This is a genomic window from Lysinibacillus sp. BNK-21 (genome assembly GCF_048684915.1).
Taxonomy (GTDB): Bacteria; Bacillota; Bacilli; order Bacillales_A; family Planococcaceae; genus Lysinibacillus; species Lysinibacillus capsici.
The window spans coordinates 2,337,496-2,362,188 of record NZ_JBLQTS010000001.1 but is presented as its reverse complement, the minus strand read 5'-3'; the positions used below and the strand labels follow the sequence as shown (position 1 = coordinate 2,362,188).

Sequence of the window (24,693 nt, the reverse complement as noted above, 5' to 3'; positions counted from 1 at the left end):
CAATGAAGTGGGAAAGTATAACCTACGATATTTTAAAATATCAGTACTGATTCACACCACCTAAGTGGTTTTATAAAAGAAACACAACACTCGTTTACAATATGGGTGTTTTTTTGTGGTTTAACCAAGAGGAAATAGGGTAAAGCATGTACTCCCAATCATTAGATATTTCAAATTATTTTAAAGTGATAATTTCATCCATACGATTAGATACGTGTACCTCCTCTTTTTTTAATGAATGTGCATAAACTTTATAAATCGTCTCTGGAATATCGCCAACTAAAGCAGCAACTGTAGATATCGGAATATTATTAGATAATTGTATCGTCATGAAAGTGCGCCTTAAGTAGTGAGGTGTAAAATGATTATTTTTGGGGGAGTTAGGGAAGAAAGTGATTAGTTGAAAGAAATTGTACAGTAAAAATTTATAATTTAAATAACTTTTCAAATTCTTCTTCTTAATTTATGTTTTTCGACCTATATAAAATAATAGTCTTATCTGAAATTAATTTACCTTATTAGAAATTAGCTTTATTTATTTTAGCTATTTACTAATTTAATTTAAAATTTTGCTTAACGCGCTGCCAAGTATTAGTAATATTATATTAGCCCCAACAAGCCCCAACATAGTCCCAAAACGAGCCCCAACTGTGTGCATTATTTTGCGTTACTATGCATTGTAAAGAAAAATGAAAAACCCCAAAAGCTGCATATAACAGGCTTTTAGGGCTTTGTAGGGTACATATTACAAAATAAAAAAATTAGTCCGTGAAACATAAAGATGATAAGTAACCTAACATTAATAAAAGACCAATACCCATTGCGATGCTCATGCTTTGTACCTCCTTTAAAAAAACGACACATTATTCATAAATATTGTACAATGAATTATAGAAATATGAAACCTTTTAATGGCGAGAACGTATATAATAATAGGAGAATTACCAATTTGTACATAAAGAGTAGGTGACAATAAATGAAAACGTGGGTTAAGAAAAGTATAGTCATCATGGTTGCGTTTTTAACATTTGGTTTAATAACGCCTACACATGAGATTTGGGAAGCATTTGATCAAAATCCTTCGAACCGTGCATCCATCGGCCCTTCATCAGGGACAAGCACTGCTTTAGCTGCTGAGCATGATGACAGCAGTGACGAGCAGCTACAGATACAAGAGGAAGCGATTGATTATAATGCCTTACTGGTGGATGCAGCTAGAGAACAATCGTACATAAAATTTGGCACAAAAATTGGTCCAAAAATTAGCAATGAATTCGACAGCATCATCTTCCCAAAAATGGAGGAAGCCATTGCAATGACAGTGGCTAATCTTGATGATCAAACTGCTGCATCTTTAACCATCTCTGAAAGGCCAAGTGGTAATTACGGTGAGAAAATTTTCAATGTCATCAACAATGAAACAGGCACAGATTTAATTCGTTTCCATGTTCGTACAGAAAAAAGACCGCAGGAAGGCTACTACTACAACTTCCATTACCACAGTGTCGAGGACAACTTCATGGCACATAACAACCTGGGCGATATCTATTGGGAAAAAAACACACCACCTAAGTGGTTGTCATAATAAGTACGAAACACTCGTTTACATGACGAGTGTTTTTTTGTGAATATCTCAGCGTTTGTAAAATGTCATTGAGTTATAACTTTTAATTTTTCAGAGTGGGGGAGGTAGGAAAGCATGTACCCTAAAAAGTACCCCAAACTCTTAAGTTTTTGATTTTCTTAGATTTATCAATTGAATTGTAGCGATAGCTGATATCAATAGCTACATTGAGCACTCTCGATTGAAGGTGCTTTCCATCAATATGAACAGGACTTTTGTTTATGATTGATTACCCTATATGCAAGTCCTTTTGTTATGCTTTCACAGCCTCTCCCGTAACTCCACATAGGGCTTTATAGCACCATTTAGAGAACCATATAAAAGAAAGGTGACTTTTATAGTCACCTTTTCACTTATAGATAGCAATTTATTTATTGAATATTTGCTCATAACGGTGGAAGAATGCCACAGCGTGCGCTCTTGTTAGAGAATCATTTGGTTTAAACTCTGCATCCGTTTTAGTAGTTGTTAAGTCGAAGTCACGTAGAAACTGGATGGCTTCTGGCTGAGATACTGTTTTTCCATAATGCATAGATGCTAGGATACGAGCAAAATTACCACGTGTGATGTCTTTGACAGCATATACCTGTTTAGACGTTGATATACCACCAAGCGTTGGTAGAGCGTACTTACTTGCTAGTTGATAGTTTACATCTGCACTCCATGAAGAACTAGGTTTTGTTGAAGCTAATTCATCAGACTTAAAGTAACGGAAAAGTACAGATAACATCTGATTTTCTGTTAAATTCGTGTTTGGTTTCAGTAAGTTTTCGTATTTCTTTGTTGCAGGGTTGTATACGTTTGGATAACCGCTGATAAGTCCTTTGTTTACTGCCCATTGAAAATCCTCTGCCCAGTACTGGTCTGCCTTGTAATCAGCGAACTTTGATACATCTATACTACCTACTGGAGTTGTAGGAGTTGTAGGTGTTGAAGCTGAGTAGTTTAAATAACTTGATGCTACATACCCCTCTGTCCCGTCATTTCTTTTCACAGGATACCAAACAAAATGGTTTTTCTTCGTTGATACGGCTTCATATTCAAAAGGGCCCGTAATGGTAACAATTTCGCCTTTACGTAAAGTACCCATAGAAGGACTATCCGTAGTAGGTTTTGTCCTAACTGTTACATTAGTTGTTGCATTAACTTTTTGATTTGTTTTAAAAAAGTACTTTGATTTTGTTAAAGGTAAATCAAAATCATAGTTCATCGCTGAAAATTTAATATTTTCCCTGCTGTTAGAGTCATATTGAAAATGTTCGCGTGTAAAAGGCAGCTCTGTTAAGTCTATTAATTCTAATCTCTCAATAATTTGGAGAATTTTTTCTTGATAGGCATTTGCATTTCTTTCCCCAGTTGCTTGGACAAATGGACTATTTACCGGCTTAGTACCGTTATAAGCCATGATAGCGAAGTACCAATGTTCCAATATATCTCTTTTCCCACCGTTGATGCTAGGCAAATCCTTACGCTTAAACATATCATCTAGAGTCTCCACACCAGCTCGAATATTATAGACAATATCGCTTTTTAGTCTATCTTGATTGTAGTCAGCTTGATTGGTAATTTGCATAATGCCAATTCCATTATCAGCTGTCACAATCGCTTTACCATTCATATCGAAATGACGCCAATTTCCACTTTCACCTTCCGCTATTGCCTTCACAATTTCAGGAGGAACATTATAACTCAGTGCTGTTTCGGTTAACAAACAGTTCATTGTGGAATAATCAGGGTTGACCTTCGATGCCGAATCATACTTACATGTATTTGCAATATCATTAGCTAATACATTTTTATCTATATTTATAGTTAGAGAGAGGGCACCAATGACAATACCACTAATCAATGGTTTCAATATCTTTTTCATATCTGGTTATTACACTTCCTTTCATATTTTCCAAAGTTAAAAGATTCAGATATATGTTATCATAAACCCAATATTTGGGATAGGGGTAATATTCAATGTTTCTTTCATTTAACAGGGGAGAGTGATAAATGATAGCCCTAACATATATTGATTTGGTGAAAGGGTTGTAAATAGTGATACTATTTTAGTGAACAAATTCTGTTTCATTTGGAGTAAGTGTATCAGTAAGTCAGCCGAATCTGCTTCTACGGGTTTTTATATTCATGCAGATTATAGTAGGTGGAGTCGTATATATGGTGACAAATTATAAAGAAGTAAAATACAACGTTGCTGGAAAATTTTTTCAACAACTTATAAAAACTATCCATAGGCTGATAGAACTTATGAAAAAATATTATATGAATACTAAAAAATAAAAAGATGCAAAAGAAGATTTGGTTAAATACCCTCATCTTCTTTGGTGGAGGAACAAATATGATAAAAAGATCAATTTTGTTATTTTTAGTTACTTTCCTTCTGTTAACTGGGTGCAATGAACGAAATCAAGACAATATTTCTTTCCCTGTATTTAATTGGAATGGTCATAATTATATTGTTACTAATGAACCGATCCCAAATGATAAAATAGAAGAAAAAGTCGGAGAAATAAAAGAACAAACAACAGATTTACCTACAAAGCACGAAGAGGGTTACAGGCTGAATACCGGAACGAATATATATAAAATAAGGGCTGTGGAAATTACGAATGATATTGATAGCAATATGGCGATAGAGATAGAAGGTGAATATAGAGTAGCGAGAATAATTGTTGACATAAAATAATAGTATCTAGCTTATGCCATTTGATGCTCATTTTTGGAGAAAAAGTTACACACCTATAATATTTTGATAAATTAAAGGATTCACATACACAAAAAAACTCAAACCATTTTTGTCTGAGTTTCAGTACAAAGGGTATTGGTTAAGCGAAATATGCTGATTGATGAAATAGTTAAATGACTGGGATGGACTTAGTATTTATTAAAAGGAAAAATATCATGGGCAAACTCCTCTCTTATGTACAAACGAATATGACCTAAAAAACATAAAATATTCTAATCGAAATAATAGAAGGGAGGATACATTTGTCTAATAATCATGGATTCAATAAGCTTTGCAATGATTGCGAGGGGTGTGAAGACTGTAAAAGTTTCTCCAAGTTTAGGGTTTCTAGTTGTCCCAATGTGCCAACTCAAGAAGAACCAGTACAATTTATCCCAGCTTATGGTTCAATATATAACGTAGCTGGAGGAAATCCTACTATTGATCCAAATGTTAATTTCGACACAGTCGGACCTCCCAGTGGAACAACACCAAGTACAATTGATGATTCTATTACTGTTAATAGTCAAGGGGTATATACTGTTACGTTTACAATTGAACTAAGAGCAAGTTCAGGAGGAATATCGAATAATATTATTTTTCGCCTCACTATAAATGGGACTCCTCTTGCAACAAAACAGATTGAATATCAAACCTTTGTAACTGCTGCTAATATTGAAGTAGATTTAGTATCAAGAACAGACCAATTAGCGTTAAACCAGGGTGATGTTATACGAGTTGCCATAGTAAGTTCAACGGGACTCATAACTTATGATAATGCTGCATTGGTAGTAACAAAAGTTGCATAGGTTAAACAAATACAATGAACTATGCGATATAGTGAATTACGTTAATAAACTGTGTAAATTGATATTATTAAGTTTTATCAAAAGTATACGGAAATACGCTAATCAAATTTCCATTACAAAATAAACATGTTCACTGTACGTGTATGTTGGAAACAAGTGAAAGACCACTCAATATTTAACCCCAATCTTAATAAACTTGCAAGAATTTAAAAAACCTTAAAAACAAACACAGCACCTAAGTGGTTATCATAATAAATACGAAACACTCGTTTACATGACGAGTGTTTTTTGTGCGAAAACACAATACTGAGAGAGGTAAGTGAAAGTATGTACACTAATAATTTTCTAAGATTGCATGGTCATAGAAGACATTTAACAGGAAATAATTATAGCCCCTGTCTTCTGCCAGTATTTCAAAAGGCAAGGAAAATGAAGAAATCAGTCGCTTGATGGAGGAATGTGGGATTGAATTTGTCTTTTCTTGCGCTTACCCGGGAAATTTTTTTATTTCCTAAACAAACATTTGAACATTTTGTTAAAGGGAGATAGGGGGGGACTGCCAAATGAAAGTACGACTCAAATTGATATCAAACTACTATAAGAAAAATAGCTACCTGTTAAGGCAGCCATTTATTATTCCGCAACATTGCCCATAGCAATAGAAATTCGATTCCAACTGTTAATTTGATTAATCAAGATAACCAAATCGACATAAGCCTTTTCATCAAAATGCTTGCGAACACGCTCATATAATTCCTCAGGAACGCGTTTTTCTGGAATATGCGTAATATGTTCCGTTAATTCTAATGCTACTTTTTCAGCATCTGAATAAAAAGTACATTCTCTCCAAGCGCTAATGCAGTATAAGCGCTGTTCAGTCTCTCCCATTTTCTTCGCATCAGCAGTGTGCATGTTGATGCAATAGGCACAGCCATTAATTTGAGAAGCTCTAATTTTAATGAGTTCACGTAGTTTTCTATCAATACCACTTGTCTTCGTGTATTTTTCCATTTCCATCATTATCTTCATAGCATCTGGTGCAATTTCATAATAATTCATACGTTGTGTCATTGTGAATCCCTCCATTATTTATTAGCTAATTCAACGGATAATTGATCCGCTTGATAAAGTGCATTTTGCAAGACATCTTCTGTATTCAATAAGGCTGTTCCTTGGACACGAAGAATATTAACATCTTCTATTCCAAGAAAGGCAAACATTGATTTAAGGTATTTGTAAGAATACTCCACTTCGGTATACCAATCGCCATTTGTATAAATTGAACCACTTGCCTGAATGAGGATCATGCTCCTTCCATCATTTAATAAGCCCACAGAACCATTTTCCGTATATTTGAATGTTTCTCGCGCAATTAGAATGTTATCCATATAATCCTTTAGCTTTGAAGGAATATTAAAATTATGCAAAGGCATTACAATTAGATATTTATTGGCACTTTTAAATTGAACTAAAATTTCATTCATGCGTTCCAAAACTTCATTTTCTTCGTGTGTTAAAGGATCTCCATTTCGTGAATGTTCCCAGCCACTTAAAACAATTTTATCTATCATCGGAACAACGTCTTCATATAGATTAATTTGCTCAATTACTTCATCATCCTGTTTATTTTCTTTGTATGTCCCTAGAAAATGATCTAATACTTGAAGGCTCAAAGATGTCTTTGACTCCACTTCAGGGTGTGCATTTATCACAAGTAGTTTACGCATAAAAATCCTCCAGTTAAATAAAGGTGTTGCTAATCGTCGATTATTTTAATCGTTGATTAACTTTGTCTACAATATACGCTTTTCATTTTCGTTTGTCAATCTGATTCATTTATGTATAGCTAAAATGTGTTACTATCATGGTAAGCAAAATGTTTTTTAAGAGGGTGAAATAATGAAATATAGTGTGATGGTTGAATATGCCCTACACAGTCTTGTTTATTTAATTGATGTACCAAAAAATGAAAGTATAGGAATAAAGGATTTATCAGAATTTCAAGGATTATCGGAGACCTATCTTTCAAAAGTTTTAGGGAAATTGTCCAAGGAAGGCATTGTTAGCTCGGTATCTGGTGTAAAAGGGGGTTATCGACTCAATAGAAAACCTGAAGATATTACATTTTGGGATGTTGTACGAGCTGTTGAAGGTGAAGATCCGATATTTCAGTGTAAGAATATTAAAGCGAATTTTGCTTATCAAAATAAAAAACAAAAGTGTGAGTCTTGTTCAAGTCAATCGAACTGTACGATCAATAGTGTCATGCTGGAAGCGGAAGAACACATGCGAAATTATTTAAGAAGCAAAACGATAGCGTGGTTAGAAGAAGAATTACTGCGGACTCTACCAAAGGAGCAAATAGAAGAAGCAAAAAATTTTTTTAAAAAAACAAATTGATAACTTGAATTGAATCATTTTGGATGTATGTAAATTCGGTTTACCTGAATGAAAATCTAAAGCGGGAATTTTATCCTGAAGGAATTAACCAAAATTGTGAGAAACAAAAAACCGGCAAGGATGCCGGCTGCGGATGTTGAATAAAAGCTATTTTGAATTATTTTCGTTAGCAAATTTACCAGAAGCAAATTTTTTGTTTGCTTCAGCTTGTTGAATTTGTTGTCTGATTTGGTTAACATCAGTTTCATTCCCAAATTCAACGTTCGTTGACTTCATTGCGTTCATAGAACCAGAAGCCTGTTGCTTTTTAGCTTCAGCTTGTTGAATTTGTTGTCTGATTTGGTTAACATCAGTTTCATTCCCAAATTCAACGTTCGTTGACTTCATTGCGTTCATAGAACCAGAAGCCTGTTGCTTTTTAGCTTCAGCTTGTTGAATTTGTTGTCTGATTTGATTAACATCAGTCTCGTTCCCGAATTCAACATTCATTGAATTCATTGCGTTTGGAGCTGCATTAGGAATTTTTGAGTTGAAATTTTGGTTGTTGTTATTATTCGCCATTAAATATCACCTCCTGAAAAGTAGTGTGTGCAGAAGGTTTTTTACTATCCATACATTTTAGAAAAACCTAACCGATTTGGACTGGCACTACCGAGTGAGGACCTCTAGTATCAAATTTGCATAGTTTAAGAAATCTAGTTTTCCTAGTATAATTGTAGTAAGTTCGTTATTGTGTTTAGAGATTGGAGAAATGTATGAAAGATCGTAAACAAATCGTTATCGAATCAACATTACAATTATTTACTGAAAAAGGGTATCAGCATACATCGGTTCAGGATATTTTAGATAAGGCAAATATTTCGAAAGGTACATTTTATAATTATTTTTCATCTAAAAACGAATGCCTGAAAGCCGTATTAGAGCAAAATCGTCAAGAGCGAAATGTTTTAAAAGAGGAAATTTTAGTTGGTAAGAAAAAAGATGATGTAGACGTTTTAATTGAACAATTAATCGCCACATTAAAAATTAAAGAAAAATATAATTTAATGCCTTTATTTCGAGAAATCTCCTTTTTGCATGATGAAGAGCTGCAAGAAATTCTTGCGGAACATCGCTTTCATGAAATCACCTGGTTAAAAAACAGATTCTATGATATTTATGGAGAAGAAGGAAAGCACTATTATTATGAGTGTGCGGTCGTCTTTTTTGGCACTTTCCAATATTTATCTTTTTATTGGAATTTGGCTACTAATATGACGATAGATCTAAAAAAAGTGGTTACTCGGTCATTGAAATATGTAGAAAGTTTTCTGCCAGAAATGATTAAGAGTGGAGAAATTCTATTAGAGCCACAGGAAATGTTTTTATTAGAAAAGGATCTAGCCTATAAGTCCATTACTAGTAAAGAAATACAAGAGAAATTAGAGAAATTTTGTAAAAAAATCTCGACAATCGAACTTCCACAAAAATCACTCGAACTCTCTAGCTTACTTTTGGATGAAATGAAGAGAGAAACACCCCGCATGAGTGTTTTAGAGATCATGCTACAGCCATTTCGTGCTTCTTTTGCTGAAACGATTTATAAATATGAAGCTGAAGAAATAGCCAACCTTTTCTGGCTCTTTATGAAGATGAAAAACAGCAAGTCATAAATGAATGATTGAATAACTAGACCAGCTTTTTAGCATAAAGTTGGTTTTTTCTTTTGTATTCGCTGGCTATTAATACTAGTGAGGGCATTAAGTTTTTTCATTCTTTTGTCAGTGAATATTCGATACTTGGTGGAATCGTGTCATTTTTCATAAAGCGGAAATAATAAAAGTATACATTTCCCACCAATTATACTTTGTTCTATAATTCCTACCCAATTCATGTTGAAACCGTATTAAGACACAACAAGTAAGCTCACCATAGACGACAATACATTCTCGGTTTAAGTGAATTACTAATTCAGGAAGTGTTATAATAATTTTACAGATTGTGGAGGTGGAGAGAGCTGGTGAAGGAAATAAGAGAACTATGGATGATTACATTTAAAATATTTTTAGAATTAATAAGAATTATTATCCTTTTTTCCATTATTGGATGCGTGATGTGGGGAGGCGCCAGGCTTATTTATACCTCTTTTGGAATAAATGTTGATGGTTCATACGCTGGGTGGCTGGGGGGAATCGCTATATATAGTTTATTGTTTGTCCTCTATCGTAATAAACTGCAGTTTTCGGGATTTTATAATGGTCCATATCGCCAAAAATTATCCCCTACAACCACTACCATTTTTATTACGATTTCCGTTTTTTTATTAATACTGCCACTTTTTTGGCGTCCTCATTTTTAATATAGTTTCATTTGATACATCAAAAAGAATGAAAAGAGGGTTACTACTGTGAAAGAATGGAAGGATAGGGCAGAAGTATCTTTTGTCACGGATATTTCCCGATTCGATTACCTGAGACAGCAAATTCAAGAAGTGGCTGAAAAATTCAGTTTCAATCATCAGCAACTTGCGAAAATATTTGATTTACCAATGAATGAGCTGGATAGTTTATTGAATAACAAGGGCAGCATCACGACGGAGCAGCTAGATAAGATTGAACGAAAAATAGTTATGTTATGTGTTGGCTTTGAAGGCTTTGATGCAAGGGAAAGAGCCGCATTGCTTTTGAATGACCTCATTAAGGAATACATGTTTTCAACGGCTAGTGTCGCGAAAATGATTCATGTAGAGGAAAAGGACTTAATCGATTTTAGACAAGAGATATCGATCGATAAGAACGTAGAATTGAAAATTTGCGTGAATAGTATCATGCTTCATTTTGTATTACATGACTAATGACAAGCCCTGGTATTTTGGACTAAATCATTCACGAAGGAAGAATAAAAAATCTTCTCTTCTTCGCTGGCATTCTTCATGACTTCCACGTTTTCCTTCATACATAGTAATGAAGAGAACCTCACACATTAACCAAAAAGTATGGAGGTTCCTAAATGAAAAATGCCAATAGAGTGTATGTGCTTTTATTTATCGTAGTTTTCTCATTTTCTTCAACCGTATATGCAGAAGAAAATAAGGAAGGTATTCTTGTATACCATGTGAAATATGATTATGAAGCTATAAGTAAATTTTTGGGCATGACAGTGCAGGAATACGACCAAGAGTGGAGGAAAGGTCTTTCGATTGCAGAGATGGCGGAGAAAAAAGGAATTGCTAGAAGAGATGTAGAAGGCTATTTTTATCAATTTCATTATGAAGAAATGCAAAAATGGCGAAAAAAGGGTGTCATGACGGAGAAACACTATTTCCATCTTGTGTACGGATTAGCCGATGAAATAGAGGAATTTATTGATCGTAATCCCAACCGATAACATTTCTCTATACCCTAAGAGTAATTCTTTTAAAGTTTAAAGGCAGAAATGTTGCTTGCACAACATTTCTGCCTTCGTTCATTTATTTTTGTGTAATACGCTCGAAAAACTCCAGTGTTCTGTTCATATCCGTAACATGTTCATTGCATGTTTGACTATCTGCACAAATGTAATTACTGTGGTTGGTAAACGTGCCTACCACCTGTCCTTTAATGGAGGTAGTAAATAGGCCTACATCTGAATGGCGATTACAGATAGCGCAAATGCCGCGAACGGTGTTATTGGCAAATATCCCTTTGATCCCTTTTAGCTGCCCATTTTGCTCAAGGACAACATACTTTCGATGTGTGCCAGCATCATCCCAAGCAAGATAACAAATTTGCTGAAAATCGAGTGCTTCTAGATTTGGTAGCTTGAGCTTCTTTTCTTTTTTAAATAAGGCTTTAAGCGTACTAGCGGTCACCGGCTTGAACGGGATGACATATGGTTTTAATTGCTCTAAAAATGCATCACCTTGTGCACGATCTGTTACAGTAAAAAGCTGTTCAATCAGCATTGTTTCTGCTGCTGATAATGCTAATTTTGTTGTTACCTCCGTATCAACAAGGCCACGTACTGCTAGGATAACGTTTTTATCCTTTGTTGTTGTCAGTGCATGTAAAATTTTATTTAATTGCTGTTCTAGTAAATGATAGTTGGCAACCGTTAAAAACGGCTGAATTGTTTGTTGTTCCATTTGAAATCTCTCCTGTTTATTAGGCTATTTGATTACTTTTTGGCCTAAAGAGATCATTCAATTTCTGTTAGTTTATAACTTAATCTTGACCTCTTTGACCTAAAGAAGTCGTTCTAGAGCATGCATTACAAGTGAATGCTATCATGTCGATTCCTCCTTGAAAGAAAACTATCATTATTATAACAGCTTTTGACAATTTGATAAATGATAAAGCATTGTTTATTTTCTGAATTGTTGAAAAGGTAATAAATTGGTATAATGGACTGAATTGGTTAATGAAGGGGGATTTATGATGAAACAGATGACTGAACGTAAATTAATGAATGCTTGGAGAATTTATACATCTTAGGAGGCACTATGCTATTAAATAAAGAAGGTTTTGATTTATGGGCCGATGGATACGACCAAACGGTACAACACAGTGAGGAAAAGTATCAATACCCATTTGCAGGCTATAAAGCGATTTTAAATAAAATTTTCAATGAAGTGATGGCTGTTCCCGCTTCCACAGTTTTAGATATTGGCTTTGGAACAGGGGTATTAACGGCGAAGCTTTATGAACAGGGGCATTCGATTTATGGCTTTGATTTTTCTGCGAACATGATTGCCATTGCCAAGGAAAAAATGCCAGAGGCTCATTTAATGGAGTGGGATTTAATGAATGGCTTGCCACAGGAGCTATTACAGCAGCCCTATGATGCGATTATTAGTACGTATGCGCTCCATCATTTTACAGATGAGCAAAAGTCTTTGTATATCACACAATTATTACAGCACCTATCACCAACAGGGAAAATTTTAATTGGCGATGTAGCTTTCCAGACAAGAGAGCAGCTGGAGCAATGTCGTCAAGATAGCAAGGGATACTGGGACGAGGATGAATTTTACTTTGTCCATGAGGAGCTAAAGGTTGCCTTACAGGAAATTTGTGAGTTAACATTTTACCCACTATCGCATTGTGGTGGAGTCTTTGTGATTAGTCGGAAGAATATAAATGCTGATTAGTGACCCCTTATATGGGGAGTTCGAGATAGATGGTTTGTTAGAGGAATTGATTGTAAGTAAGCCAGTTCAACGCTTAAAGGAAATTCATCAGGCTGGGGCAGGCTTTCTAGTAAATAGCAAGTGGACTATTTCAAGATTTGAGCATTCTGTAGGTGTCATGCTGCTTATTAGACAGCTTGGCGGTTCATTGCAGGAGCAGGTGGCAGGCTTATTACATGATGTGTCCCATACCGCTTTTTCCCATGTGGTGGATGTGGTCCTTGAAAATGAGGCGGAAGATTACCATGAAGCGATATTCATGGATGTTATCAAACAGTCTTCGATACCTGCGATTCTTGAAAAATATGGCTACGAGGTAGAGAACATACTAGATACATCCAGATGGTCGTTACTTGAACAACCTGCTCCAGCATTGTGTGCGGATCGTATAGATTATACATTAAGAGATATGTATTTTTATGGAAATTTAGCCCTGGAAGATATCCAAAAATTTTTACAGGACTTATTCGTTTTTCAGGGGAAATTGTGTGTTAAAACGATTGAGCGTGCAGAATGGTTTGTAAAAATTTATTATCAGGAAGTGTTAGATTTTTTCTTGCACCCTTTAAATATCTATGCGACAAGTTCGTTAGCGAATGTATTAAAGCTGTCACTAGCAAAACAAATTCTAACGCTTGAAGATTTCCTAAAGACTGATCATGAGGTAATGCAGCAGATGAAGACTTCACATGATCAAGACGTTCTTGCTCTTTTACAACAATTACATGAAAATGTAGAGGTAAGAGAAGAACAAGAGAATTATGATATTCATTTTCGCAATAAAGTGCGACTCATCGATCCAGCTATCTATCATCAACAGCGACTATGGAAGGCGAGCGAGGTATCTAACTATGTCAAAGCAATGAATGTCTCTGCTTTGGAAAGGTTTGAGCAGGGTGTTTATGTGAAAATAATCAATGAGGAGCTGTCATAGGGCAGCTCCTTTTCTTTAGGCAAACATGGATAAAATATATTTGCCAGAAAGCATAAATACGGCATAGACAGCGAGCGCGCTCATAACAGAGATGCCTGGTTTAAACCAGCTTGTTAGGAGAAACGTGAGCACAGTAAATAATAGCATGCCAACCGCTCCAAATACAGTGTTTTGAAGAACAGTATGAAAGGTATCTTCTTTCATATTTTTCATTTGCATGCCCATATTAATGAGCGTCAATATCGGTAAGGCCGTAATAATACCTGATAAAAATAAATACTTAGATTGGCTAAGTAGTAGCGCTAGCACCATGATTGTGCCACCTACTAAAAAATAGAGAAAGTATAACATGGGATGCCCTCAATTAAATTCAGAATAGAGTAATAATACTGTAGAACGTAAGTGTTCACAAGTACCCATTGATACTATTTAGCAAGAAGCGCAGAAAGATAGATGTTTATGAAAAATAGATAGAATTTTTGGGAGGGGGTGAGTAGTAATGTCCATTCTATCCTTTATGCTTTTATATGTAGTAGGCATACCAATCTCTACGCTGCTGCATGAAATTGGGCATGCATTGGGTGTTATAGTATGTTCAAAGGAACGAGCCCATGTTTATTTAGGTGCAAAAAATCTTCCTGAAAACTTGCGTATAGGTCGTATACATTTCCATATTCGATGGGGATTGTTTGGCTTCTGTACCCCACAACAAGGGAGTAGCTTAACGCGCAAGCAGTCGCTAGGATTTATAGCGGGTGGTCCTATCATGACTTTAGCAGTATTACTTTTTGCCAGCTATCTAGCCCGTTATTTTGCTGCTTATGCAGGGATACACTATTTTTTCAATAGCCTTTTTTATTTGAATACTTTTCAATTTCTTGCAACAGCAGTCCCGCTAATTTATCCAAACTGGTATAAGCCCTATGCAGGTTTACCCTCAGATGGCTATCAGATGCTAAGCTTACTGAAGAAAAATATCTGAAAATAAAAACTTTAACGAGGTCACTTTTAATATATCGTTGTATACGATATAATCGTTTTGAACGATATATTAAAGGAGTTATTACAATGATTAAAGATATAAATGATTATTTTACAACGATATTCTATCATCTACATACAACCCATGAAGATGTTATTTCCCATCAGAGTGTGCGTATTTTGCAAATGATACAAAAGGAAGAGGAAGTGACGGTGCGTGATATTGCAGGGTTACTAAATATTTCTCCTAATACGGCATCAGAGCATGTGAAAAAGCTAGAGCGTCATGGCTGGGTGATGAAGGAGCGAGCAAGTGACGACCAGCGTAAGGTCATGTTGCATTTAACAGAAGAGGGGCAACAAGTGCTGAAGAAAAACTCGGAGCTAGATGATGATAAGCTACAGCATGCCCTTAATCAGCTAACTGAGCAGGAGCAGCAAGCCATTCTACAGGCGTTTCGACGTCTAAGTGAGGTGGCAAAATAATGTATACATTCTTTAAAATTTTGAGTTCAGCAGCTATCATTGGCGTTGTGACGGAGGTTGCACGACGATTTCCTACCTATGGAGGAATTATTGCTGCGTTGCCCTTGGTGAGTATTTTAAGCATTATTTGGCTGACAGTGCAAAGTGAGTCGAGTGAGCATATTCAACGCTTTACGGTAGGCGTTATCGTTGGCTTGCCTGCAACGATGTGCATGCTATTTGTGATTTACATGGCGATGAAATCCTCCGTACATATTGTACTAGCTATTGGACTTGGTGTGCTATCCTGGGCTGTATTTTTAGGCATACAAAAGGCGATTGCAGGGGTTTTTCATATTTCCATTTAAGAAGGAGTTTATAAAATGACGATTATTGCCATACATCAACTACCAAAACGAACTGTAAGCGAATTTTTTCAGGAACATTGGGGTACGACAGAGATGGTCATTTCCAGTGGCATTTATGATTGTAGTGAATTAGCGGGCTTTGCTTTTATGAATGAGCAACAAATGATGATCGGTTTAATCACCTATATCGTGCGGGAAGAGGACTGTGAAATCATTTCGTTAGATAGTACGGTTGAGGGGAAAGGCATTGGTTCTGCTCTTGTGAAAGCGGTAGAACAAGCAGCAATGGAGCAGGGCTGTACAAGCATATCACTTATTACAACAAACGATAATTTACATGCATTGAAATTCTATCAAAAACGAGGCTATTGTTTAATAGAAATACTGCGTAATGCAGTAGAAAAAGCAAGAGCCTATAAGCCTTCTATCCCACTCATTGGTAATGATGGTATTCCAATACGAGATGAAATACGTTTACAAAAACAACTTGACTGTCAATAAGTCAGGTTGTTTTTGTTATACTAGTTGGGAGGAAAGAGAGGGAAAGTATGAAAAAAATACTATTTATTTTAGTACTGAGTGTGCTTGTGGTCGGGGCAATCTTTATGATTTATCTCAAGAGCAATCCACCACTTGTTATTCAAAGCTATAGCAGCAAACAAGGCAATGAAGCAATCAAAATCATCGCACTTGAAAATACAGGGCTGCGTGAAATTAAGCTAAAGCAAATACTGGTGAATGATCAGCGTCCTGATAACGCGAAGCTTGTAATAAGTAAGTCAGAACCTTTTGAGGCGGAAACAAAGCTAGAGGGAAATGATCAACTATCTTTTCATAAATTAGCACAGCGAACGATCGTACCTCAAAGATACATAAATCAACAAGCTATTGGCGAGCAGCCACAGCATTATGCAGTACAAGTTCTAGCATCTAACAACCAGAAAGTAACGATACACTATGAATACTTAAAAATACCTTTTACGCTTACAGTTGAGCTTCAAGCCAACAAATAATCACTTTTTGTCTTATCCTTTATGCCTGTGTCAATTTCTAAGATTGTTTGGTGAAAAGCTCCTATCCCTCCTAGAACATGGTAATATTGTATTAACAGCAATTGTGATACTAGGAGGGACCTAATGGCATTTATCATCTTGGGTATAGTACTATTTATCTGTGTTATCACTGTGGCATTAGTGTTTATGAAAAAGCTTTTAAAAAATGATATTATGCTTGAAGTGACAGCCACTTGTGAAGGAAAAAATGAAGACAATCAAGCGATTATGAAGATATATTTTAGGTATTCCATTGGACGTCTTGCCAGAAGGAAACGAGAAATGATAGGCAGTATTGAATGGTCTGAAGGGTGGATGCCTGTCAGCTATAATTTAAAAGAACATGGCGTGTATGATGAAGAACGACTTCTGTATGCAACGAATGAGCAAACGTATTCCACCTTTGAAATCAATGCGACGAATGCGCTTGATGAGCAAGGACGTGGAGAGGGCTACGTGGTCCTTGTATTGGAAAAGCCAAATACCTCTCATATGTCCCGAGCGGGTGTTATTCTCGCTGTGACAGCCAATATGGTTACATATCAATTATCAGACTCGACTAGCTGGCCCAATGATATGCTAGCGAACTAGCTATCCAATGTATTGGATAGCTTTTTTGGTATTTACAAGTAAAAATAGGCTGTTTATGGAACCAATTGCGGAAAATAACGTATAGAAAGAAGACGGACTAGCAGGAGGAAGGAGGATATAGATGTCCGAACAACATAGCAAATACAATGATTCAAGGCTTGTCACAATAGATGAGCAAATATGTGCACTTTTGCAGCAACGAAAAGAGCAAGCTGCTCTTACTCCAGGCTTGCCTTCGGATGATACCATTTCGAAATGGGCACAGCAATATGGTTTCGATGATACTTTTTTAGCGTTGTTCTTCCAGTTGATTAAATCAGAAAAATACTATACTTCAAAGGTAGAACCTTCAGGCTTCCGTCACTATATCCCTGTATTGAAAACGGTAACAAAGGGAGAGCGTTTGTATACGGTTTCTTATGTTCGTCAATATGACAATGCAAGTGTGGTGCAATTATTAATCGATTGGGATGAGCAGCAAGAACCTCAGCTAACGATTCAGCAAAAATTAGAACGAAAACATTTTGGTCTATACATTGATGCGTCCTATGAATGCCGAAGTAAAGGTACAGGTGGCTCAAATGGACATGAAAGCAGTACGTATGTGGTGACACCACCCTTGCCAGATGATTTAAGGGGACTTCATTTTGTTTTTACAGAATACGAGGATGCCTTTGAAGAAAAGCCGACAGGGTGGGCTATCACCATACAAGGTTAGGGGGATATTTAATGAAAAAATGGATGTTTCCACTTGCCCTCATCATCCTATTGACAGCTTGTCAAAGCCCCAAGCAGGAGATACATTATATCGCCAAAAGTGAGCATTGGAAAGCCATCTATCATAGTAATGGTGAGGTGGGCTTACGCTTATTTTATCTGGGAGATGATGATGATTTGGGGCCTTTAGAAATTACAATTGAGGGGACAAAAGAATCCCAAAATTTAAGTGATGTTCAGTTAAATAAAGATGGCTATTATTCCTTCACAAAAAAAGAAAGTGAGAAAATCTTTAAACGAGAAACAAAGCCAATGATCCATGTAGAATGGCAATCTGAAGATGAGACCTTAGAAGTGAAAAATCATTAGGAGATAATAATAAAATGCGAATTGAACAGCGCGAAGATATAGTGATTATTGATGGGTTAGAAATCAGCGGTACGATTCAAAAAAATCAACAATGCCCGAGTTGTCAAAATTCCATCATCTATGATGACACGTTTGATAGTTATTTTTGTGCGATGTGTAATGAGTGGCAAGAGGAGGCATGTGATGACCCGCATTGTCACTATTGTGTTCAACGTCCAGAACGCCCATTGCAAGTCCGTCGCTAAATTTTTTTCTTTTTTAGTGTTTGACAAAGAATTCACTATTCGTTATAGTAATTAACAATTTCATACAAAATGAAATGGGCAATGATAAGGACAAGAGATGCGATTAACCATTTATAGAGAGGGGGGCCTTGGCTGCAAGCTTCCTAATGTCGTACTCCCATCTTACTACCTTGGAGCCGTGCTTGGAAACTTGCACCGTTTTTTGCGGCGTTACAGCAAAATCAATGAGCCACTAGCTTATAAACTAGTGGGAATTTGGGTGGAACCACGGGTAATCAACACATACTCGTCCCTTCTTAGGGGCGGATATGTGTTTTTTTATCTACACAATTATGCCAAGGTGTAATTGATTTTATTACTAAAAGGAGTAGAGAAACATGTCAAATCAACGTATTCACATTCAATTTCCAGATGGTCAACAACAAGCATTTACTAAAGGTGTGACACTAACCGATATTGCACAAGCGATTCGTCCAGAGCTTCGTAAAAAGGCAGTCGCAGGGAGTGTTAACGGAACCATCATTGATTTGACGCGCCCGATTATGGAAGATGCACAAATTACATTGTACGATGCAAGCTCAAAGGAAGGGATCGAGGTCATTCGCCATTCTACGGCCCATTTATTAGCTCAGGCAATTAAACGACTTTATCCACATGCACAATTTGGAGTAGGACCAGTCATTGAAAATGGCTTTTATTATGATATAGATATTGCTGATACACTGACACCGAGTGATTTACAGCAAATTGAAAAGAAAATGAAACAAATTGTACAGGAAAATATCCCGATTCATAGACGCGAGGTTTCACGTGAAGAAGCAAAGCAATTATTCGCCCATGATGCGTTAAAGCTAGAGCTGTTGGAGGCAATTCCTGTAGATGAGCTAGTTACGATTTATGAGCAGGGAGATTTTTATGATTTATGTCGTGGTCCACATGTCCCGTCTACAGGCAAATTACAGCATTTTAAATTAATGCATGTGTCAGGCGCTTATTGGCGAGGCGATAGCAAGAATCAAATGCTTCAGCGTATTTATGGCGTTGCCTTTGCTACAAAAGAGGAACTGCGCGATCATTTTATTTTCTTGGAGGAAGCAGAAAAGCGAAATCATCGCAAGCTAGGTAAAGAGCTATCGTTATTTATGTTTTCAGAGGAAGCACCTGGCATGCCCTTCTATTTAGCCAATGGTCAAATTTTACGCAATGAACTGGAATCGTATTTGCGACATTTACAAGCAAAATATGACTATAGGGAAGTACGAACACCGCTGATGATGAACCAACGCTTATGGGAGCAGTCAGGTCACTGGGATCATTATAAGGACAATATGTATTTCACACAGGTGGATGACCAAAGCTTTGCCTTAAAGCCGATGAACTGTCCTGGGCATATGCTGATTTTCAAAAATGCCTTACATTCCTATCGGGATTTACCTATACGTATGGCAGAATTTGGGCAAGTGCACCGACATGAATTTAGTGGCGCCTTGAATGGTCTGTTACGTGTACGAACTTTTTGTCAGGATGATGCCCATATTTTTGCAACACCACAGCAAATTGAGGATGAAATTGCACTGGCCTTAAAGATTATAGATGAAGTGTACAACGTCTTTGGATTTGCGTATACGATTGAATTATCGACACGACCAGATGATTATATGGGTGATTTGGCACTGTGGGATCAAGCAGAAGCAGCACTTGAAAATGTCCTAAACAATTTAGGTATTGCCTATACAATTAATGCAGGGGACGGGGCTTTTTATGGACCGAAAATTGACATCCATATTAAAGATGCGATTCAGCGCAGTCATCAATGCGCAACGGTTCAGCTTGATTTCCAGCTACCAGAGAAATTTGATTTAACGTATATTAATGAGCACAATGAAAGGGTGAGACCTGTTGTCATCCATCGTGCAGTGTTTGGCTCAATTGATCGCTTCTTAGGTATTTTAATCGAGCATTTTGGCGGAGCATTCCCAACTTGGCTGGCACCACAGCAAGTCCAAGTGATTGGAGTAGCTGAGGCACATCAAGGCTATGCCAAGCAAGTTGTTGAAGCTTTACAACAGGCAGACATCCGTGTGCAATTAGATGACCGTCAAGAAAAGCTCGGCAAAAAGATACGAGAAGCCCAATTGCAAAAAATACCATATATTGTGGTTATTGGTGATCGTGAGGTTGCCAACCAAACTGTAGCTGTTCGCAGACATGGTCAGCAAAATTCCACTGATAAGTCACTACAGCAATTAATAGAAGAAGTCACAACAGCCATTCAACAAAAAAGTTTAGCTTAATTTAAGTAAAGAAAGCTTGCGATGAATGTTCGTCATTCATCGCAAGCTTTTTAATTGTTAAGAAATTTTTACTTCTATTTTTTTGAAATGACTACTAGAATCTACATGGTGTGCATACAATGAATTAAAGGTGCTTGGAACTTTCTTGAAAATGCGAATGTCCCAGTATTACTTCTTGTGTTTCAGCGTCGATGACAAGAAATTTGCGATAGGATTCATCGGTATTGTGCTGAAAGGATGCTAAAAAATAAACTTGTCGATTGGGATGAATAAAAGTATGTTGAGAGAGGTCTATTGTTTCCTGTTTACCATCTGTTTGTAAATAAAAACGTTTTGTCGCATTTGCTACATCTTTAAAAGCCATCTTTTGACGAATGTTCAATGAAGCATTGGTATATTCCTCATAAATCGCACGATTAAGCTGCTGATAAAATGTGTCCTCATCACGAAACGATTGAAATTGGTTGTTTGGGTATTGATATAGTGTATTTATTTCAGTTGGTGTGCAAAGTGTGGGTGATGTATGGTCTACTGAATGTTGAGGTGGCAATAATATTTTGGAAACAACCATAAAAGTTAAGATGAATACGTGCATCATTCAACCTCCAAATGTTTTCTTATCAAAAACATCGCCTACTTTTTCATTCTCTATACATTCTGAGAAATGGCTAGGTGAATGCATGTATCATCCCCGATAAAACCAGCCAATAAAACATGGCCTGGCTTTATCATATCTATACTTTCTTCTATTATATGCCTCGTTATGATTAGGAAGCTTGTGCTTGTTTTAAATATCTATTAAGTAAGACATCCAATTCTTGACTGTAATCTACTACAATAGGGTGGGTGAAACCAAGATCCTTTGCTTTTTTATACATAATTCTTCGTTTGATCTCAATTTCCGCCTTCAAGAATTGTTTAAGTAATAAGTTAACCAAGATATTTTCCTCCTAATTTTTTATCCATATTCTTGAAATAAATTTTTATGACCTCGATTCAACTTTTTCATTGTATATCACTTATATTAAAAAAAATGTCACATTGTGTATCGTTTCTTAAATTCGTAATTTAGTCATAGATAGGGTACTTCATCCTATTTAGCTCGATTGAAAATTTTTATGTATAATAGATAAATAATACTGTGAATTTCCCTTTTTATATAATTTAATACATGACTTAAAACCCTATTCATGTGCTGGATAGGGTTATTCACGTTCTTTGTTTTAGAAAATATTAAAGGGAAAATAGAGAAGTCTTAAGTCTTTTATACTAAGAAAAAAGTTGTGATTAGAGATTGAATTTTCCGATAATTAAGCGTGGAATTCATATCTTGTCACATTTTAGCAAATTCCCTTTTTTGTTGTTTAGAAATGGGGACATTTCATTGTCTATGGTGAAATGTTGAGAATTTTTGAAATTAATGGAATAATGGATAGTAGATGAGGTGATGTAGCGCATGATGAAAAAACTGGTTTCAATCATTGCTTTTTTAAGTTTACTAACGGCATGTGAAAGGGAGAAGCCCTTACAGGAATCGACCATTGTGTATGACATGGATACGACATCGAAATCCACATCCACATCCACTGAATTTAGCTATGTAGCCGATTTATCTTTGGAAAAAAGAGAGGCCTATCAAGCATTTTTAAACGATGGAGAAATTCGTCATTTGCAGACCTTTTCGCCAGAGGAAATGCTGCTAATTATGTTTGATTTAGTGGAGGAACCTCGTATGGATGCATTGTATGCGATTACTTACAGCAATGATGCATTCCCCACAAAAGAATTGTTTGAGCAATACTATACGGATTCACTTGCAGGTGATTTGCTTGTTACCTATTTCATGTATAGATTTTATGATCGAATAGTGATTAATGAATCGAGCACCCCTGATTTACAGGTCGTTCAACTGGAAATTTCCGTTGGGAGTCAGCGCTACATAAAAACATACGCCCTGCAACAGCAAGAGGGGATTTGGAAGGTTCATTTAGCTAAAGATCAAAGAGGAGAAACAGATGACTGAAATTTATTTTGTTAGACACGCACATGCTCATTATTCAGAGGATGAATATCATCGTCCACTATCTGCTCAGGGACAAAGGGATGCAGAGTGTGTCACAAATCTTTTGAAGCATCATCGAATCGACGCAGTTTATGCTAGTCCTTATCGTAGAGCCATTCAAACAGTGGAGGGGATTGCACAGGCGCGTCATTTACCCGTTCAAACGATAGATGCTTTAAAAGAAAGACAACTTGCTACTGGGAAGCTGGAGGATTTTCATGCAGCAGTTCAACGGGTGTGGCAGGAGCCAAGCTTTGCATGGGCAGGTGGGGAGTCCAATCAACAGGCAATGGCTCGCGCTATTCCAAGTTTGCGAAACATCCTTCTCACGCATCCACAGGAGTCTGTCGTTATCGGTACACATGGCAATATCATGGCATTGATGATGCAATATTTTGATGCCCAATACGATTATGCATTTTGGCAAACGTTAAGTATGCCAGATATCTATCGATTAGCCTTTCAAGGGCTATCCTTACAGGAAGTAACACGCGTGTGGCAAGAGGACTGAACAAAAAAAGAGATACTACAGCAATCATAGTATCTCTCTTGTGCTATTCTGTTAATTCCTCTCCCAATCGGAGCGTAAGAGGCCAAATAAAACTACGTCATGGAATGTACCGAAGCGGAAAATTTCTTGGCGTAAAATGCCTTCTTTTGTGAAGCCACATTTTTCATAGGAGCGAATAGCTGCTGGGTTAAAGCTAAAAACCTGAAGCTTGATTTTCTGAACAGCTATATATTGGAAGATAAAATCAATAAGCGTTTTCATTGCATCCGTGCCATAGCCCTTGCCGTGCCACTCTTTCCCAATTGAAATGCCCACTGAGCAAGTGCTATTTTGCCAATTCACTGCATAAACGCCACAGGAGCCTATTAACTGTTGTGACGCTTTTTCATAGATACCGAAAAAGTATTCCTCCTTCTTTCCGCTGATACTGTTAAAGAAAGCGGTGTGATCCTCTACAGTTTGTGGAAAGGGAATCTCATCATTAGCAAGTAGCAAAGAGGTGATTTCGCTTTCGATTGCTATAAAAGCCTCTAGGTCAGCAGTAGTCATTTGTTGTAAAGTGATCGATTGACCTGTTAAAAATGTTTTCAAATAATGTTCCATTATTGTATTCTCCCTTATATAAGGGCTGCAAGTAGCGTTACAACCCTACGATTGTTGGTAATATTTTCACGTCTACTGCATCTTTCACACTCATAAATCCACCCCTTTTTTTGTGCATACTTCCATAGTAGCATGAGGGACTAAGAGAATGGAAGAAATTATGTTAAAATATGTCATAGTTAAAGAGTGAGAGGGATTAAGATGCGCACAACATATTTTGCAAATTTATTACAATACTTACCACAAGAAGAGCAGCAACAATTACAACAGGCTTTTGGTGCTTCAGAGACACAAATTCAGGCCTTGTTAGAAGTATTTCCGAACTGCCCACAAGCTTTGGTGGAGCTATTACAGGATGTCAATGGTACATATTATTGTCAGCATGGGCAAGAAACGATCTGTGTTTTAGTGCTAGGCTCTGATTTAGGGGATTATCCGTATTATTTAAAATCGGTGGAGCAAATCGTGAAAGATTATCATGACAAGCGTGAAACAATTTATGAGCGCTATCAGGAATTTTTAGCGTATGTGGAAGTAGATGAAAAGATTAATATGCATGTCCCGTTAAATGAACGGCTATGCTTTGCAGATTGTATGAATAATGGGGGCACATCAAGCCTATATATTGATTTTACGCCAAATGAAGCGGGACAAGTTGGCCAGGTGGTTCGTTATGTCCATGATCCTGATAGCTTTGAGGTGATTGCAGCTTCGTTTGAGGATTATTTACAGCAACTTATAGAGGGAGAATATGAATTCACCGCTATTTACGAGGAGGAATTCGAGTGACT

At 36.6% G+C, this 24,693-nt stretch carries 33 protein-coding genes; 23 read left to right on the top strand and 10 right to left on the bottom strand.

The window, feature by feature from the left end; genetic code table 11:
• Positions 1-175: 175 nt before the first annotated feature.
• A complete protein-coding gene (locus tag ACMGGO_RS12015) occupies positions 176-331 on the bottom strand; it encodes a hypothetical protein (protein ID WP_175400720.1) in 156 nt (51 codons plus the stop codon).
• A gap of 645 nt (positions 332-976) precedes the next feature.
• Between ACMGGO_RS12015 and ACMGGO_RS12010 the strand changes: the two genes are divergently transcribed.
• On the top strand, positions 977-1,585 hold the full coding sequence (locus ACMGGO_RS12010; RefSeq protein WP_036080766.1) for a YpjP family protein: 609 nt from the start codon (positions 977-979) through the stop codon (positions 1,583-1,585).
• 406 nt (positions 1,586-1,991) lie between these two features.
• On the opposite strand, the gene ACMGGO_RS12005 is transcribed toward ACMGGO_RS12010, so the two are convergent.
• Positions 1,992-3,494 carry an SH3 domain-containing protein gene (locus ACMGGO_RS12005; RefSeq protein ID WP_066036868.1) on the bottom strand — a complete coding sequence of 501 codons (1,503 nt, stop codon included), beginning with the start codon at positions 3,492-3,494 and terminating at the stop codon, positions 1,992-1,994.
• 474 nt (positions 3,495-3,968) lie between these two features.
• Between ACMGGO_RS12005 and ACMGGO_RS12000 the strand changes: the two genes are divergently transcribed.
• Together ACMGGO_RS12000 and ACMGGO_RS11995 are read left to right on the top strand one after the other, a co-directional pair.
• A complete protein-coding gene (locus ACMGGO_RS12000) occupies positions 3,969-4,316 on the top strand; it encodes a hypothetical protein (protein WP_048394556.1) in 348 nt (115 codons plus the stop codon).
• A gap of 302 nt (positions 4,317-4,618) precedes the next feature.
• Entirely contained in the window at positions 4,619-5,164 is a 546-nt protein-coding gene (locus ACMGGO_RS11995) for a hypothetical protein (RefSeq protein WP_374805379.1), read from the top strand.
• Positions 5,165-5,797: 633 nt separating this feature from the next.
• On the opposite strand, the gene ACMGGO_RS11990 is transcribed toward ACMGGO_RS11995, so the two are convergent.
• Together ACMGGO_RS11990 and ACMGGO_RS11985 are read right to left on the bottom strand one after the other, a co-directional pair.
• A complete protein-coding gene (locus ACMGGO_RS11990; RefSeq protein WP_374805381.1) occupies positions 5,798-6,235 on the bottom strand; it encodes a carboxymuconolactone decarboxylase family protein in 438 nt (145 codons plus the stop codon).
• 14 nt (positions 6,236-6,249) lie between these two features.
• On the bottom strand, positions 6,250-6,891 hold the full coding sequence (locus ACMGGO_RS11985; protein ID WP_048394551.1) for an FMN-dependent NADH-azoreductase: 642 nt from the start codon (positions 6,889-6,891) through the stop codon (positions 6,250-6,252).
• A 172-nt stretch (positions 6,892-7,063) separates the two neighbouring features.
• On the opposite strand from ACMGGO_RS11985, the gene ACMGGO_RS11980 reads away from it, so the two are divergent.
• Positions 7,064-7,564, top strand: coding sequence for an RrF2 family transcriptional regulator (locus tag ACMGGO_RS11980; RefSeq protein WP_103118029.1), 501 nt, complete (start codon positions 7,064-7,066; stop codon positions 7,562-7,564).
• Between the two features lie 147 nt (positions 7,565-7,711).
• On the opposite strand, the gene ACMGGO_RS11975 is transcribed toward ACMGGO_RS11980, so the two are convergent.
• Entirely contained in the window at positions 7,712-8,125 is a 414-nt protein-coding gene (locus ACMGGO_RS11975; protein WP_066036862.1) for a gamma-type small acid-soluble spore protein, read from the bottom strand.
• Positions 8,126-8,319: 194 nt separating this feature from the next.
• On the opposite strand from ACMGGO_RS11975, the gene ACMGGO_RS11970 reads away from it, so the two are divergent.
• The 4 genes from ACMGGO_RS11970 (at position 8,320) to ACMGGO_RS11955 (ending at position 10,930) form a co-directional block, all read left to right on the top strand.
• Positions 8,320-9,216, top strand: coding sequence for a TetR/AcrR family transcriptional regulator (locus ACMGGO_RS11970; protein ID WP_048394548.1), 897 nt, complete (start codon positions 8,320-8,322; stop codon positions 9,214-9,216).
• A gap of 347 nt (positions 9,217-9,563) precedes the next feature.
• Complete coding sequence (locus ACMGGO_RS11965; RefSeq protein ID WP_231595711.1) at positions 9,564-9,902, top strand: hypothetical protein; 339 nt, start codon at positions 9,564-9,566, stop codon at positions 9,900-9,902.
• Positions 9,903-9,950: 48 nt separating this feature from the next.
• Positions 9,951-10,397 (top strand): HTH domain-containing protein, encoded by a 447-nt coding sequence (locus ACMGGO_RS11960; RefSeq protein WP_066036860.1) that lies wholly within the window; start codon positions 9,951-9,953, stop codon positions 10,395-10,397.
• Between the two features lie 155 nt (positions 10,398-10,552).
• The gene (locus ACMGGO_RS11955; protein WP_279494847.1) at positions 10,553-10,930 is read left to right on the top strand and encodes a hypothetical protein; all 378 of its coding nucleotides are present in this window, start codon (positions 10,553-10,555) and stop codon (positions 10,928-10,930) included.
• An 82-nt stretch (positions 10,931-11,012) separates the two neighbouring features.
• Here ACMGGO_RS11955 and ACMGGO_RS11950 read toward each other — a convergent pair whose 3' ends face one another.
• A complete protein-coding gene (locus tag ACMGGO_RS11950; RefSeq protein ID WP_115674629.1) occupies positions 11,013-11,666 on the bottom strand; it encodes a FusB/FusC family EF-G-binding protein in 654 nt (217 codons plus the stop codon).
• Positions 11,667-12,023: 357 nt separating this feature from the next.
• Here ACMGGO_RS11950 and ACMGGO_RS11945 point away from each other — a divergent pair, with 357 nt between their 5' ends.
• Positions 12,024-12,671, top strand: a complete 648-nt coding sequence (locus ACMGGO_RS11945) for a class I SAM-dependent methyltransferase (protein WP_066036856.1) — start codon at positions 12,024-12,026, stop codon at positions 12,669-12,671.
• On the top strand, positions 12,661-13,644 hold the full coding sequence (locus ACMGGO_RS11940; protein WP_374805387.1) for an HD domain-containing protein: 984 nt from the start codon (positions 12,661-12,663) through the stop codon (positions 13,642-13,644). The genes ACMGGO_RS11945 and ACMGGO_RS11940 overlap by 11 nt, the downstream gene beginning before the upstream one ends.
• Positions 13,645-13,659: 15 nt before the next feature.
• Here the strand turns inward: ACMGGO_RS11940 and ACMGGO_RS11935 are convergent, their stop codons facing one another.
• Positions 13,660-13,995 (bottom strand): hypothetical protein, encoded by a 336-nt coding sequence (locus ACMGGO_RS11935; RefSeq protein WP_259418909.1) that lies wholly within the window; start codon positions 13,993-13,995, stop codon positions 13,660-13,662.
• 148 nt (positions 13,996-14,143) lie between these two features.
• Here ACMGGO_RS11935 and ACMGGO_RS11930 point away from each other — a divergent pair, with 148 nt between their 5' ends.
• The 10 genes from ACMGGO_RS11930 to thrS all read left to right on the top strand — a co-directional run bounded on the left by ACMGGO_RS11930 (position 14,144) and on the right by thrS (position 20,726).
• Positions 14,144-14,626, top strand: a complete 483-nt coding sequence (locus ACMGGO_RS11930) for a hypothetical protein (protein ID WP_279494850.1) — start codon at positions 14,144-14,146, stop codon at positions 14,624-14,626.
• Between the two features lie 86 nt (positions 14,627-14,712).
• On the top strand, positions 14,713-15,111 hold the full coding sequence (locus tag ACMGGO_RS11925) for a MarR family winged helix-turn-helix transcriptional regulator (protein WP_420281923.1): 399 nt from the start codon (positions 14,713-14,715) through the stop codon (positions 15,109-15,111).
• Positions 15,111-15,458, top strand: coding sequence for a DUF3147 family protein (locus ACMGGO_RS11920; RefSeq protein ID WP_016993931.1), 348 nt, complete (start codon positions 15,111-15,113; stop codon positions 15,456-15,458). Before ACMGGO_RS11925 ends, ACMGGO_RS11920 begins: the two co-directional genes overlap by 1 nt.
• 15 nt (positions 15,459-15,473) lie before the next feature.
• On the top strand, positions 15,474-15,959 hold the full coding sequence (locus tag ACMGGO_RS11915; RefSeq protein WP_420281922.1) for a GNAT family N-acetyltransferase: 486 nt from the start codon (positions 15,474-15,476) through the stop codon (positions 15,957-15,959).
• 47 nt (positions 15,960-16,006) lie between these two features.
• Positions 16,007-16,471 carry a hypothetical protein gene (locus ACMGGO_RS11910; protein WP_131520336.1) on the top strand — a complete coding sequence of 155 codons (465 nt, stop codon included), beginning with the start codon at positions 16,007-16,009 and terminating at the stop codon, positions 16,469-16,471.
• Positions 16,472-16,594: 123 nt separating this feature from the next.
• A complete protein-coding gene (locus ACMGGO_RS11905) occupies positions 16,595-17,101 on the top strand; it encodes a hypothetical protein (protein WP_259950661.1) in 507 nt (168 codons plus the stop codon).
• Between the two features lie 121 nt (positions 17,102-17,222).
• Positions 17,223-17,819 carry a hypothetical protein gene (locus ACMGGO_RS11900; protein WP_066036851.1) on the top strand — a complete coding sequence of 199 codons (597 nt, stop codon included), beginning with the start codon at positions 17,223-17,225 and terminating at the stop codon, positions 17,817-17,819.
• Between the two features lie 11 nt (positions 17,820-17,830).
• A complete protein-coding gene (locus ACMGGO_RS11895) occupies positions 17,831-18,187 on the top strand; it encodes a hypothetical protein (RefSeq protein ID WP_054549268.1) in 357 nt (118 codons plus the stop codon).
• 14 nt (positions 18,188-18,201) lie between these two features.
• Positions 18,202-18,432 carry a hypothetical protein gene (locus ACMGGO_RS11890; RefSeq protein ID WP_004230268.1) on the top strand — a complete coding sequence of 77 codons (231 nt, stop codon included), beginning with the start codon at positions 18,202-18,204 and terminating at the stop codon, positions 18,430-18,432.
• A 377-nt stretch (positions 18,433-18,809) separates the two neighbouring features.
• Positions 18,810-20,726: a threonine--tRNA ligase gene (gene thrS / locus ACMGGO_RS11885; RefSeq protein WP_258858993.1), complete on the top strand. Its 1,917-nt coding sequence runs from the start codon at positions 18,810-18,812 to the stop codon at positions 20,724-20,726.
• Positions 20,727-20,850: 124 nt separating this feature from the next.
• On the opposite strand, the gene ACMGGO_RS11880 is transcribed toward thrS, so the two are convergent.
• Both ACMGGO_RS11880 and ACMGGO_RS11875 read right to left on the bottom strand, forming a co-directional pair.
• Positions 20,851-21,321: a hypothetical protein gene (locus tag ACMGGO_RS11880; RefSeq protein ID WP_328011583.1), complete on the bottom strand. Its 471-nt coding sequence runs from the start codon at positions 21,319-21,321 to the stop codon at positions 20,851-20,853.
• 172 nt (positions 21,322-21,493) lie between these two features.
• Positions 21,494-21,664 carry an aspartyl-phosphate phosphatase Spo0E family protein gene (locus tag ACMGGO_RS11875; protein ID WP_004230265.1) on the bottom strand — a complete coding sequence of 57 codons (171 nt, stop codon included), beginning with the start codon at positions 21,662-21,664 and terminating at the stop codon, positions 21,494-21,496.
• A 518-nt stretch (positions 21,665-22,182) separates the two neighbouring features.
• Here ACMGGO_RS11875 and ACMGGO_RS11870 point away from each other — a divergent pair.
• Both ACMGGO_RS11870 and ACMGGO_RS11865 read left to right on the top strand, forming a co-directional pair.
• Complete coding sequence (locus ACMGGO_RS11870; protein WP_416141667.1) at positions 22,183-22,749, top strand: hypothetical protein; 567 nt, start codon at positions 22,183-22,185, stop codon at positions 22,747-22,749.
• Positions 22,742-23,299 (top strand): histidine phosphatase family protein, encoded by a 558-nt coding sequence (locus ACMGGO_RS11865; RefSeq protein WP_405027311.1) that lies wholly within the window; start codon positions 22,742-22,744, stop codon positions 23,297-23,299. The genes ACMGGO_RS11870 and ACMGGO_RS11865 overlap by 8 nt, the downstream gene beginning before the upstream one ends.
• A 51-nt stretch (positions 23,300-23,350) precedes the next feature.
• Here ACMGGO_RS11865 and ACMGGO_RS11860 read toward each other — a convergent pair whose 3' ends face one another.
• Positions 23,351-23,902, bottom strand: a complete 552-nt coding sequence (locus tag ACMGGO_RS11860; RefSeq protein ID WP_048394516.1) for a GNAT family N-acetyltransferase — start codon at positions 23,900-23,902, stop codon at positions 23,351-23,353.
• A 201-nt stretch (positions 23,903-24,103) separates the two neighbouring features.
• Between ACMGGO_RS11860 and ACMGGO_RS11855 the strand changes: the two genes are divergently transcribed.
• The gene (locus ACMGGO_RS11855; RefSeq protein ID WP_066036847.1) at positions 24,104-24,691 is read left to right on the top strand and encodes an SMI1/KNR4 family protein; all 588 of its coding nucleotides are present in this window, start codon (positions 24,104-24,106) and stop codon (positions 24,689-24,691) included.
• The last annotated feature ends 2 nt before the right edge of the window (positions 24,692-24,693 follow it).